The sequence below is a fragment of the Saccharomonospora amisosensis genome, assembly GCF_011761185.1.
GTDB lineage: Bacteria > Actinomycetota > Actinomycetes > Mycobacteriales > Pseudonocardiaceae > Saccharomonospora_A > Saccharomonospora_A amisosensis.
This window is the reverse complement of record NZ_JAAOYM010000001.1, coordinates 1,401,505-1,413,199: the sequence shown is the minus strand read 5'-3', so window position 1 is coordinate 1,413,199 and position 11,695 is coordinate 1,401,505. Positions and strand designations below refer to the sequence as shown.

General features: G+C 66.7%; 13 protein-coding genes, 2 tRNA genes and 1 pseudogene. 13 read left to right on the top strand and 3 right to left on the bottom strand.

Going from position 1 to position 11,695, the window contains the following annotated elements; translation table 11 throughout:
- Positions 1–98: 98 nt before the first annotated feature.
- From FHU38_RS06955 to FHU38_RS06930, 6 genes and pseudogenes are all read left to right on the top strand, one after another.
- Complete coding sequence (locus tag FHU38_RS06955) at positions 99–833, top strand: ribosomal RNA small subunit methyltransferase A (RefSeq protein ID WP_313886685.1); 735 nt, start codon at positions 99–101, stop codon at positions 831–833.
- A gap of 130 nt (positions 834–963) precedes the next feature.
- Positions 964–1,572 carry an oligoribonuclease gene (gene orn / locus FHU38_RS06950; protein ID WP_167167837.1) on the top strand — a complete coding sequence of 203 codons (609 nt, stop codon included), beginning with the start codon at positions 964–966 and terminating at the stop codon, positions 1,570–1,572.
- A 73-nt stretch (positions 1,573–1,645) separates the two neighbouring features.
- Positions 1,646–1,721: transfer RNA gene (locus tag FHU38_RS06945), tRNA-His, on the top strand.
- Between the two features lie 741 nt (positions 1,722–2,462).
- Positions 2,463–3,656, top strand: a complete 1,194-nt coding sequence (locus tag FHU38_RS06940) for a thiolase family protein (RefSeq protein WP_167167834.1) — start codon at positions 2,463–2,465, stop codon at positions 3,654–3,656.
- Between the two features lie 50 nt (positions 3,657–3,706).
- Positions 3,707–4,783: a CaiB/BaiF CoA transferase family protein gene (locus FHU38_RS06935; protein WP_167167831.1), complete on the top strand. Its 1,077-nt coding sequence runs from the start codon at positions 3,707–3,709 to the stop codon at positions 4,781–4,783.
- Positions 4,784–4,881: 98 nt separating this feature from the next.
- Positions 4,882–5,423 (top strand): annotated as a pseudogene (locus tag FHU38_RS06930) (SDR family NAD(P)-dependent oxidoreductase); the annotation flags it as partial.
- Positions 5,424–5,620: 197 nt separating this feature from the next.
- On the opposite strand, the gene FHU38_RS06925 reads toward FHU38_RS06930, so the two are convergent.
- A complete protein-coding gene (locus FHU38_RS06925) occupies positions 5,621–6,835 on the bottom strand; it encodes a L,D-transpeptidase (protein WP_167167828.1) in 1,215 nt (404 codons plus the stop codon).
- A gap of 197 nt (positions 6,836–7,032) precedes the next feature.
- Between FHU38_RS06925 and FHU38_RS06920 the strand changes: the two genes are divergently transcribed.
- A tRNA-Lys gene (locus FHU38_RS06920) sits at positions 7,033–7,105 on the top strand.
- A gap of 210 nt (positions 7,106–7,315) precedes the next feature.
- Entirely contained in the window at positions 7,316–8,224 is a 909-nt protein-coding gene (locus FHU38_RS06915) for a phosphotransferase enzyme family protein (protein WP_167167825.1), read from the top strand.
- Here FHU38_RS06915 and FHU38_RS06910 read toward each other — a convergent pair.
- The gene (locus FHU38_RS06910; protein ID WP_167167822.1) at positions 8,191–9,579 is read right to left on the bottom strand and encodes a hypothetical protein; all 1,389 of its coding nucleotides are present in this window, start codon (positions 9,577–9,579) and stop codon (positions 8,191–8,193) included. The genes FHU38_RS06915 and FHU38_RS06910 overlap by 34 nt on opposite strands.
- A gap of 195 nt (positions 9,580–9,774) precedes the next feature.
- Here FHU38_RS06910 and FHU38_RS06905 point away from each other — a divergent pair, with 195 nt between their 5' ends.
- Positions 9,775–9,978, top strand: a complete 204-nt coding sequence (locus tag FHU38_RS06905) for a hypothetical protein (RefSeq protein ID WP_167167819.1) — start codon at positions 9,775–9,777, stop codon at positions 9,976–9,978.
- 7 nt (positions 9,979–9,985) lie between these two features.
- On the opposite strand, the gene FHU38_RS06900 is transcribed toward FHU38_RS06905, so the two are convergent.
- A complete protein-coding gene (locus FHU38_RS06900) occupies positions 9,986–10,345 on the bottom strand; it encodes a GntR family transcriptional regulator (protein ID WP_167167815.1) in 360 nt (119 codons plus the stop codon).
- A 129-nt stretch (positions 10,346–10,474) separates the two neighbouring features.
- On the opposite strand from FHU38_RS06900, the gene FHU38_RS06895 reads away from it, so the two are divergent.
- The 4 genes from FHU38_RS06895 to FHU38_RS06880 are packed head-to-tail and all read left to right on the top strand — an operon-like array spanning position 10,475 to position 11,611.
- Positions 10,475–10,783 (top strand): hypothetical protein, encoded by a 309-nt coding sequence (locus tag FHU38_RS06895; protein WP_167167811.1) that lies wholly within the window; start codon positions 10,475–10,477, stop codon positions 10,781–10,783.
- Positions 10,780–10,974 (top strand): hypothetical protein, encoded by a 195-nt coding sequence (locus FHU38_RS06890; protein WP_167167808.1) that lies wholly within the window; start codon positions 10,780–10,782, stop codon positions 10,972–10,974. Before FHU38_RS06895 ends, FHU38_RS06890 begins: the two co-directional genes overlap by 4 nt.
- Positions 10,971–11,417 carry an NUDIX domain-containing protein gene (locus FHU38_RS06885; RefSeq protein ID WP_167167806.1) on the top strand — a complete coding sequence of 149 codons (447 nt, stop codon included), beginning with the start codon at positions 10,971–10,973 and terminating at the stop codon, positions 11,415–11,417. Before FHU38_RS06890 ends, FHU38_RS06885 begins: the two co-directional genes overlap by 4 nt.
- The gene (locus FHU38_RS06880; protein ID WP_167167803.1) at positions 11,417–11,611 is read left to right on the top strand and encodes a hypothetical protein; all 195 of its coding nucleotides are present in this window, start codon (positions 11,417–11,419) and stop codon (positions 11,609–11,611) included. Before FHU38_RS06885 ends, FHU38_RS06880 begins: the two co-directional genes overlap by 1 nt.
- The last annotated feature ends 84 nt before the right edge of the window (positions 11,612–11,695 follow it).

Here is an 11,695-nt window from a genome sequence, read left to right as displayed (position 1 = left end):
CCGCGCGCGCTCCCCTCGTTCATGACGAAAGCAGCGCCCTGCCCCTTTCACGACGGCCTCGCCACGCCCGAAAGCAACCACTGCCCAACCCTTCCGGCGTGCATTTCCTGACCGCACGGCACATCGTCGACGACCTGATCCGGTCCTGCTCGCCGAGTTCGGGCGACCTGGTGCTCGACCTCGGAGCGGGTACCGGAGCGATCACGGCACCGTTGGCCGCGACCGGCGCACGTGTGCTCGCGGTCGAACGCGACCCCGAGTTCGCCCGCCGGTTGCGCACCCGGCTCGGCACGACCACGAACGTCCACGTCGTACAGGCGGATGCGCGAACCTTTCGGTTGCCGGGCAAGGATTTCCTTGTCGTGTCGAGCATCCCGTACGGAATCTCCACCGCGTTGCTGCGCCGCCTGCTCGGTCCGCGTACCACCCGGCTGCGCCGGGCGGCGCTGGTGGTGGAGTGGGGTTTCGCGAAGCGGCTCACCGAACCGCTGCCACGCTCCACTGAGCTGGCCTGGTGGGCTGCCCGGTTCGACATCCGACTGCTGCGCAAGGTGCCCGCGTATTGCTTTCGCCCTTCGCCGACCGTGGATTCGGCACAGCTGCTGCTGCGACGCAGGTCGAGATCGACAGCACGTGGCGAGCAGGTCCTGTGGGCTCTGCTGCGAACCGCTGCACGGCAGCCGACGCGGTCGGCCCGTTCGACCGTCACCGCGCTCGCTGGCAAGGGCGCCCATCGGCTGCTACGCCGCCACGGCATCGACCCCGCCGCGCCCACCGCCGGTGTTCGGCCGTTGCTGTGGGCGGCGGTGGCCGAGGACTTGGCCGCTCGGTGAGAATCTCGGCAGCGACCCGGGCCGCTTCCCCGGGTACGGTCCCGTGCAACGTCGCGCGAAACGGTCGCCCAACAGGCCGAAAACGGAGTGTGACAAGCAACACCCGGTGCGCCACGTTAGGGTTTCGAGGGTGACCGACCGTCTTGTCTGGATCGACTGTGAGATGACAGGGCTCGACCTCGCCAAGGACGCCCTGATCGAGATCGCCGTACTCGTCACCGACGCGGACCTTCGGGTACTCGGCGAGGGCCTCGACCTCGTCATCCATGCCGGTGACGAGGCGCTCGCCAACATGCCCGACATCGTGCGGGAGATACACGCCAGGTCAGGGCTGACCGAGGAGGTGCGTCGCTCCACCATCACCCTCGACGAGGCCGAACGCAGAGCGCTCGAGTACGTGCGCGAGTACGTGCCCGACCCGCAGACGGCGCCGCTGGCGGGCAACTCGGTGGCCACCGACCGCGGGTTCCTGGCGCGGGACATGCCCACGCTCGACGCGCACCTGCACTACCGCATGGTCGACGTCTCGTCGATCAAGGAGCTCGTGCGGCGCTGGTACCCCCGGATCTACTACGCGAAGCCCGACAAGGGGCTCGCTCACCGGGCGCTCGCCGACATCAGGGAATCCATCGGCGAGCTGGAGTACTACCGCCGGACCGCGTTCGTGCCCCAGCCCGGCCCGAGCACCGAACAGGCCAGGGCCGCGGCGGGTGAGGTGCTGCGGGACCACGACGAGTAGCCCCGGTGCGACGCCGCCGCCGGGCGCGCGCTACGATGATCGGGCCGAGGCGGTCATCGACACGCCTCGCGTGGTGGGTGTAGCTCAGCTGGTAGAGCACCTGGTTGTGGTCCAGGGGGCCGCGGGTTCAAGTCCCGTCACTCACCCCACGAAACACGCTGGTCATTCGGGTCAGCACAAGGTCATAGGTGGCCACGGTAAAGTCTGCTGCCCAGCACCCGGCGGCGGTTGGGCGAGTCGGCGTTGAGGTGGCGAGCACGTGCGCCGTCGCAGCCGCGGTGACGCGAACCAGCACCCCGCACGTTGTCAAGCTGACGTGCGCACAACACCAACGGCGTCGGTCGTCGGCACGACGTTGCCCCCACGTCCACCTCTGGCAGACGGGTGAGCGAGCGGCAACCGGGGGTGAGCGGTGTCTTCGCCGGCGGTTCGGTAACGACCGTGCACCCGGGAAGCGAGCGCCGGGGCGGTCTGCGGGTCACCATGGCCCGCGTTGCCGTTCTGAACCGTGATCAGCGCCGCCACCTCCTCCGGTCGCGCTCGCGTGCGGGCTCTCCCTCCCGCCGCGGCGGCACGTCCTCGGCGGCCGTTGACGGCGAGGCGTGTGTTGGTGATCGCAACGATCACCCGCCATTCCCTCGATTGTCCACAACGAACAGTCCAGCGGAAGGCGCCTCCCACTGACCGCCGACGCGCGCGGCATCCGTGATCCGCTTCCGGGTGCGAGCGCGGGGTACGGCCACGAACGGCGAGCCTTCGCGGCCACGGGCGAAAACCCCTCACGGTACTGAACGATCGACGCGCATTTCCGTGACCCGCGTCTCTTCGCCGCACGTCTTGACGCGCACACCGAACTTAGCGACCGTTAAGTCGATCTGGAGGAGGCAGCCATGGTCACCGCCGTCATCGTCGATGCCGTCCGCACCGTGTCCGGTAAGGGCAAGCCCGGGGGTCAGCTTTCCGACATTCACCCGGCGGAGCTGCTCGGCCGGACGCTGCGGGGCTTGATCGAGCGGACGGGCGTGGATCCCGCGCTGGTGGACGATGTCATCGGTGGCTGCGTCGGCCAGGTCAGCGAGCAGGCTCTGAACATCACCCGCAAGGCCGTCCTCGGCGCGGGCTTTCCGGAAGCCGTTCCTGCCACGACGATCGACCGGCAGTGCGGGTCCAGCCAGCAGGCGGCTCATTTCGCCGCCCAGGGTGTGCTCGCCGGTGCCTACGACGTCGTGATCGCGTGCGGCGTCGAGTCGATGAGCCGGGTGCCGATGGGCACCGCGACCCTCGGCAAGGACGCCTCGGGCCCGGCCGTCGCCCTGCGCTACCCGGAAGGCCTCGTCAACCAGGGCGTCTCGGCCGAGATCATCGCGGGCAGGTGGAAGCTCGACCGCGGTGAACTCGACGAGTACGCGGCACGCTCGCATGCCAGGGCCGCGGCCACCGCCGCCGCGGGCGGCTTCGACGACGAGATCCTGCCGATCACCGTCACCGAACCCGACGGTGTGCGACGCGAACTGGTCCGCGACGAGACCGTCCGCCCGGACACCACTGTGGACAGCCTTTCCGGGCTGCGTCCGTCGTTTCGCGACGAGCAGCTCGAGCACCGATTCCCCGAGATCGACTGGAAGATCACGCCGGGCAACTCCTCGCCGCTGACCGACGGCGCCTCAGCGGTGCTCATCATGAGCGAGGACAGGGCCAAGGCACTCGGCCTGCGTCCAAGGGCGCGGTTCCACAGTTTCGCCGTCACCGGCAGCGACCCGCTGCTGATGCTCACCGGCGTCATCCCAGCCACCCGGAAGCTGCTCGACCGCGCGGGACTCGCCCTTGACGACATCGACGCCTACGAGGTCAACGAGGCGTTCGCTCCCGTCCCGCTGGTCTGGCGACACGAACTGGGTGCGGACCCGGAGCGGCTCAACCCCCGAGGCGGCGCGATCGCGCTCGGGCACCCACTGGGCGCGTCGGGCACCCGATTGCTGGCCACACTGGTCCATCACCTCGAAGCCACCGGCGGCCGGTACGGCCTGCAAACCATGTGCGAAGGCGGCGGCATGGCCAACGCCACCCTCATCGAACGCCTCTAGGAGCACCGGCATGAGACGCGACCGTAACCTCACTTCGGCGGAGCGCTGAGATGGCCGGGCCACTCACCGGAATCCGGGTGGTCGAGCTGGCCGGTATCGGGCCAGGGCCGCACGCCGCCATGATCCTCGCCGACCTCGGCGCCGACGTGGTCCGCGTCGAACGTCCGGGCAGCGGGGACGACAGCGCGATGCTGCGGGGTCGGCGGTCAGTGGTCGCCGACCTCAAGACCCCCGAGGGTCGCGCACTGGCACTGCGGCTGGCAGAGAAGGCCGACGTGTTGCTGGAAGGGTTTCGTCCCGGTGTGGCCGAACGACTCGGCCTGGGTCCTGCCGACTGCCATGCCGTCAATCCCCGCCTGGTCTACGGCCGCATGACGGGCTGGGGCCAGCACGGCCCCCTTGCCCAGCGCGCGGGACACGACATCAACTACATCAGCCTGACGGGTGCGCTGCACGCCATCGGCAGGCGGGGTGAGCGGCCGGTACCGCCGCTGAACCTCGTCGGAGACTTCGGCGGCGGGTCCATGTTCCTGCTCGTGGGCGTGCTGTCGGCCCTGTGGGAGCGGGAGCGCTCGGGGCAGGGCCAGGTGGTCGACGCCGCGATGGTCGACGGTGCCAGCGTCCTGGCGCAGATGATGTGGGCGATGCGCGGTCAGGGCACCTGGACCGACGAACGTGGCCACAACCTGCTCGACGGAGGGGCGCCCTTCTACGACACCTACGAGTGCGCCGACGGCCGCTACGTGGCTGTCGGCGCGATCGAACCGCAGTTCTACGCACAGTTGCTGGCGGGGCTGGGGCTGGACTCCGCCGACCTGCCCGGGCAGCTCGAACAGGATCGCTGGCCACAGTTGCGGGCCCGGCTCGCCGAGGCGTTCGGCGCTCAGCCACGCGAGCACTGGGAGAGGGTGTTCGCAGGCACCGACGCCTGCGTCACCCCGGTTCTCACCTTCGCCGAAGCCACCGACCACCCGCACCTCGCCGCTCGCGGCACCATCGTGGAGTTGGACGGCGTCACGCAACCCGCGCCGGCACCACGGTTCTCCCGCACCACCCCGGCCACCCCCACCCCACCACCACATCCCGGGGAGCACTCCGACGACATACCGGACGACTGGCGAGCCTGACCACCGTGCCGCCCATCGCGTGCGGTTAGTCGGCGCCTGCCCGCACACCGACGTCCCCGCCGTGCCCGACGCGCGGCTCGACACCCGGTTAGGACCGCATGACCACGACCCGGACCGCTCTCGTCACGGGCGCCTCCCGCGGCATCGGCCTGCGGATCGCCCGGCGACTGGCCGATGAGGGCTACGCGCTCACGCTGTCCGCCCGCCGAGAAGCCGGCCTGCTGGAAGCCACCGAACTGCGGGCAACCGGAGCCGACGTCACGCCGGTCGTGGCCAACCTCGCCGTCGAGGAAGACATCCACCTGCTCGCCGCGGCGCACGCCGATCGCTTTCGCCGACTCGACCTGCTGGTACTCAACGGTGGGGTCGGGGCGGAAGGATCGGTCACCGACCTGCCCATGAAGACCTACGACCTCGTGCTCAACGTCAACCTGCGCGCCCAGTTCCTGCTCATCCAGCGAACCCTGCCCCTGCTACGTGCCGCGGCCGCCGCCACACCCGAGCGCGGAGCCAAGATCGTCGCACTCGCCTCGATCACCGTGTTGCGGGCGAGCCGGGACTGGCCGCCAACGGCGCCAGCAAAGCGGGCCTGATCTCGCTGTGCGAAACCATCACGCTGGAAGAGTCCGGCAACGGCGTCACCGCCACCGCACTGTCCCCCGGCTACGTCGACACCGACATGACCGCATGGAAGCGCGACGAGCTCGACCCGGACGCGATGCTCACACCGGGGACGTCGCCGAGCTCGCACTCGCCATCTCACGCCTGTCCACCCACGCCGTGGTACCCAACATCGTCCTCAGCCACGCCGGACAGCGGATCTGGCGAGCGTGACCGCTACCGGTCGGCACTTCCCGCCTGCCACTGCTCCCACGGCAGCTGCCAGACGCTCCAGCCGTCGGTCGGCTCGAGGATCTGCCCGCCTGCCCGCTTCACCCGCACCAGGTCTCCGCGCTTGGAGCGGCTCATCAACCACGCCGCGTTCTCGGTGGAGAGGTTGATGCAGCCGTGACTCACGTTGCGCTCACCCTGGTCGCCGACCGACCACGGTGCCGAGTGGTAGAAGATGCCGCTGTTGGAAAGCCGCACCGCGTACTCGACGAAGAGCCGGTAACCCGCGGAGCTGTCCACGGGCACGCCGTAGGTGCTGGAATCCATGGTGTAGCCGTTGTGCTCGCTCATCACGGTGTAGACGCCGTTCGGGGTGGAACTCGACGGCTTGCCCATCGAGATCGGCATCCTCCTCACCTGCTTGCCGTTGACGAAAACCCGCATGTGGTGCGAAGTCCCGTCCGCGACAGCGACCAGCCTGTCACCGACAGTGATGTCTACCGTCCTGTCCTCGCTGCCGAAGATCCCCGCGCCGAGGCGCTTGCCGTAGACGAGAGCGTCGACCGAGACCTTGGTGCCCGGCTGCCAGTACTCCTTGGGCCGCCAGATCACGCGGTCGTCGCCGAACCAGTGAAAGGCGCCTTCGGTACGCGGCTCGGTGGTGATCTGGATCGCGTCCTCGGCGGCCGCCTTGTCCGGCACCGGCCCGGTGAAGTCGAAGATCAACGGCATGCCGACGCCGACCGTCTCGCCGTCCCACGCGTTGATCGACACCGCGACGGTGCGTGCGGGTGTCGCCGTGGTGAAGGTGGACTTCTCGGTTCGCGACCTGCCGTCCTCACCTTCGGCCTGCACGGTGAGGGTGTAGGTCTTGCCGTATCCGAGCGGTTCGGTCGAGGTCCAACTCCTGCCGTCCTCGGCGAGGTCGGCTTTCACCTTCGTGCCGTGCGTGCCGACCAGCGAGGCCCGCACGATCTTCCCGTGCTCCGCGTTCGCGATGATCAACTTCCCTGGTTCGACCCGTTTCGCGCCGTCGGGCACCGACAGCGAAAGCGAGACGGGTTCGCGCACCACCGTGGTCGTCGGCGCGCTACGGCTTTGCCGCGGGTCGGCTCCCTCGTCACCGGCGGCGCTGCAGCCCGCGGCCACCGCGACGGCGGCCAGTAGTGCTGACACCAGTCGAATCCCCCGCCGTGGGCCGAGCCCACTCCGACCTGTCATTGCCGACCTTCCAATCCCCCGTAGGTACCCCGGATGTGTCACCAGCTTGCCCGTTCAGTCGCGGTACGTGTGCGGTTTGTTGCGAACTTGCACCCGAGTGGTTGTCCGGGGGTGCTGTGCGGGCGCGCCCACGGACCGTGCTACTGTTTGTCACGTCGTTGAGGGGCGGAGGAACAAGACCCCGAATCACACGGCAAGCGCCATTAGCTCAACTGGCAGAGCAGCTGACTCTTAATCAGCGGGTTCGGGGTTCGAGTCCCTGATGGCGCACCCCTGGGAACACCGGTATCGCCCTGCTGACCTGCGCGAACAGATGGCAGGGCATTCGTCTGTTGTGCGGCCATATGCAGTAGAGCGCACCTGTATGTAGGTGTCCGTGGGCCATTTGTGGGCCGGGCACCAAGGCCGCTTCACACTCATCCACCGCAACCTTGCTCGTCCCCCGTAGCCTTGACCATGTACGTCATGTCAGGAGGGTTGATGACGCACACCGCTGCATCCTTCACACCTGAGTCGACACGTGCCGCGCTCGAGTCGGCCTGCGGAACTCTTGGCCTCGACCCATGTGGCGCGGAACTGGTGAGGATGGGTGAGAACGCTATGTATCGGCTCCCAGGCGTGGGAGTGATGGTGCGTATCGGTCGCTCTGTCGCTGCGATCCGCAAGGAGGTTGACGTAGCTCGCTGGCTCGCGAACCACAGATTCCCTGCCGCTCGGCTAGCTGATGGATTTGAGCAACCGTTAACAGTTATGGGGTTCCCTGTTTCCTTCTGGGAGTATATTCACGAGTCAACGGAACCGGTTGATCTAGCTGATCTCGGTTGCATCTTGCGTTCGCTACACGATCTGCCGCCTTCGCGCACGTTCACCTTGCCCGCATTCAGCCCCATGCCGAAGGTGCGAGCGCGGCTCGACTCTATGCGGGTGTCTGAGGTAGTGACGACCGAGGACTTCGATTTCCTCTACAGAAGATACGAAGAACTTGAGCAGAGCTTCACTCTTCTCGACTTTTCGCTTCCGCAGGGACCAATTCATGGGGACGCACACAACGGCAACCTTCTACGGGATGCGTCGAGTGGTGTGGTCCGCCTCATTGACTTCGAGGATTTCGCGTGGGGACCACGAGAGTGGGACGCGGCGGTGGCGGCTGTGCGGCACAGCGTGTTTGGCTGGGTTGAGCGGGACGAGTACAGCAAGTACGTAGCCTCGTATGGATGGGACGCCCTGACCTGGGATGGCTTCCCCGTGCTTCGTGCCATTCGAGAACTCAACATGACCACTTGGCTCATGCAATTGGTGGGCCAGTCTGCGGAGATCGACGCCGAAGTACGCCAGCGGTTGTGCGACCTACGTGACTACGATTCGCCGCGTAACTGGGGCGCTTTCTGAGGAAACTTCGCCACAAGATAATCCGAAAACTCACGTGATGCCGCGTTTGACGGGATTGCGGCGAGCTTCTCGCAGAATGTGTCCAGGTAGGCAATAACGCGAAACGATCGAAGATCGGCAGCTGTATCGACCACACTGCGTGCGAGGCTAACCGCGTGCTCCACTTCACCTGCTTGCATATGTGCGGTTGCGAGAACCGTGCGACAGAAGGATAGGCTGCGCACATAAACCGATTCATGTTTGTCCAGAGCGGCTGCAGAATGTTCGGCCGCCTGGTCTGGCTTGCCAAGATCACGAAAGCAGTGCGCAAACTCGGCATGTAGCTCGGCTTCGTCAAAGTATCGAATCCATTCGGGCTCGCTCTCTGGGTCGCGGCGAGATAGCCACGATTCGGCTGCCACGAGCGCTGCGGCGGTTTCCAATTCGTTTCCCTGGGAGGCCAATGCACGTGCTTCCATCGCATGAGTGAGCGCCATCACGGATGCGGTGGCATGGCCTGCGGCGCCGTGAGCGGCAGCTCGCGCGAGATGGACGGCCCGGTCGTAGTGCCCAAGGAAGTTGGCTTGGTGGCTCATTCCGGCAAGAACGCGTGCGCAGAGCGCTTTGTCTCCCGCCGCTCTTGCCATACGAAAAGCCTGATAAAGGTAGCGCTGTGCCAGCGCATGCTCACCGATGTCATAGGAAGTCCAACCAGCCAGGCGAGTCAGCGCTGCAACCTCGCGGAGGTAAGCCCTGCTTACGGCATCGTGGGGTGAAGTATGCCTGAGGACTGGCAGGACATCGGTTTCGAGGTACCGCGCAACAAGGGGGCGCGGTCGGCCACCGCCATAGCGGTAATCGAACGTGGCGAACATCTGCGTGGCATCTCGGACGGCGTGCACATCCACTTCCGCAATCGGCCGCGGTTCGACCACAGGCAGCATTTCGTGCTGGCTGCCGAACATCCACCGCGCAACGAGGTTGTCCCAAGCTTCCGGCTCGACTCTTAGGGACTCGCTGTTCGGCAACTGTGTCAACGCGATCAATGCATCGCTCAGACTGGCGGCGTACTCGAGCGTCGTGTCCTGCAAGCCATCCGCGGAGGTTTCAACGTCGTATCCGACGTCGGCGAGGGTCACAGGGCGACCCAGTTCGCGGCTCAAGACCTTGGCGATTACCTGACATGTCCGTTCTGTTGGGCGTCTTGTGTCGCCACTGATCCACTTGTCAACGTTCGTGTGGGTAGGGCGGATGGGTTCGCCGCCGTCATGCGTGCTGAGGTCGCGGAGCCTCCGTGCGAACCCCTTCTTGCTCATGCCAGCTTCCGCAAGTAGCGCAGCTAGGCGGTGGTTCGGCGTCTTCTCCCGAGCGGTCACGAATCCTCCCGCCCGCTAGTAAAGCATGTCGATCAAGAACGAGGGGGCACAACGTTACTCCCAGCGTGTGCCCCCCGTGCGTCATGTGCCCCTTCATGAGCACTGATGTGCCTCCGCCCTCGCACGGTTTCCTTGAGGCCATGAAACGGAACGGGCACGAACAACCGGCCCAGACCAATGATTCAGGAGGTTGCGATGGCCAAGAAGAGCAGCATGGTTCCCGTGCCCGCGGGCAGCAGTGTGCTTCCGAAGGTGATCAGCACAGTGGTAGTGCTCGCGTTGTTGGTCGTTGTCGTCAAGCACCCGGTAGAGGCAGCTGGCTGGGTGAAGGCTCTCGTTGGTGGTGCTGTGAGCGCCGTGGAAGGACTAGCGAAGTTCTTCCAGGGCATCGCTTCGTAGCGGAGCTTCAGGACGTGCCGTTGAGCTTCCGCAGCGCGTCAGAGACGCCCTGTTCGAGGTGGCGAAGCTGCCGTTGCACATCCCGGATGTGGTCCTGCAGGTCCGCTAGCACTTCGCGCGCTTCGGAGACCTGGTTCTCAGGCGGTGCTGCTTCGGCCGTCGATGCAACGACGGCTCGACTGGCTTTCTTGGTACGGACCAACCCTTCAGCCGCGAGGATGCGGACTGCCTCCCCCACGGTGTTCGGGGCAGCTCCGAAGTCCTCAGCGAGCTTCCGGTACCCGGGCAACTTGTCACCAACTTTGTACTTACGGGCCGCAATGTCACGCCGTAGCTGAGCTGCGATTTCGTTCCGGTCCAAGCCCATGAAGTCCCTTCCGTCAGGCGCCCAAGTCTAGCGCCGACTTAAGCCACCTGTTGACAACACCAAACCGACTCAATACTGTCTCAATTACGACGACCGACTTAAGTCAGCATCTCGGTGAGAAGGAGATCGATGAGCACCGCACGGATCAGGGGTCGTCAGGCCCGGCAGGCACTGGACCTGGCGTCCGACCCGGACATCTACGCAGTTCAGGAGGTGGAAGCGATGTACGCGGAACGAGAGGAGATCGAGCGGTTGATTGAGGAGGTGGATCGGGAGTTGGCGGCGGAGGCCGGTGCGGCTGGGTCGCGTGCGTTGCGTCCGTTCACGGATGTGGGGCGGGTGCGTCGGTCGCAGCGGCGGGCGGTGCGGGTGGCGCTGTCGCGCCTGGATGGTGGCGCGCTCGCAGCCGGTACCAGTTCGGAGGGGGAGGCGGCGTGAAGAAGTTCGGCCAGGCCGTTTCCTACAACGCGGCGGATGAGGCGTCCACGGCGTCCGCGTTGCGGGACCGGGCCAACGAGTTGGAGGGCTCCGGCGATTACCGGCGGGCCAGCGTTTATCACAACGCTGCGGCCAAGGCCGAGGACCGGGCCGACCTGTGGCGCGGCCTGCTGGGGAGGGGGTCGCGATGACTGACACCCGTGACGAGGTGGCCCGGCTGACCGCCGATGTCGTGCTGTTCGCCCGAACCCCAGACACGGGGCTGCGGGTGTTGCTGATTCGGCGGGGCTGGCCACCGTTTGAGGGCCGGTGGGCGTTGCCGGGTGGGCACGTCAATCCGGGCGAAACCACCGAGGCCGCTGCGGTGCGGGAGTTGGCCGAGGAAACCGGTATCCGGATCGGCACGCCCCTGGCCCTGTCCGGGGTGTACGCCGACCCGGGCCGCGATCCCAGGGGCCGGTACGTGACCGTCGCCTACACCTGCCAGGTCGGGCGTGTGATCCCTGCTGTGGCGGCGGATGACGCCACCGCGGCCCGCTGGTTCCCCGTGACCGACGTCCTCGCCGAGCCGGGCCTGCTGGCGTTCGATCACCACGCGATCGTCACCGACGCCCTGCAGCGGGGGGTGTGGTGATGGCCAAGAAGGAGTTGGTGCACATCACCGCGAAGAAGTCGTGGTGGTCGGGCCGGATTTGGGCGCTGTGCGGGGCGACGCAGGAGGCGGGCCGCTACCAGACCGACACCTGGCGCCTGTTCGCCCTGCCAGGCCCCGCATGCCCCGCCTGTGAGCGGATCGAGCGGGACCGCAAGAGCGGGGGCTGCTCATGACCGTACGACTGAGCGATGTCCCCGGCCCGGCGCACTCCGCCAAGACTGCCGCCGGGCCGGGACTCCCCCACCAGCCGAATCAGC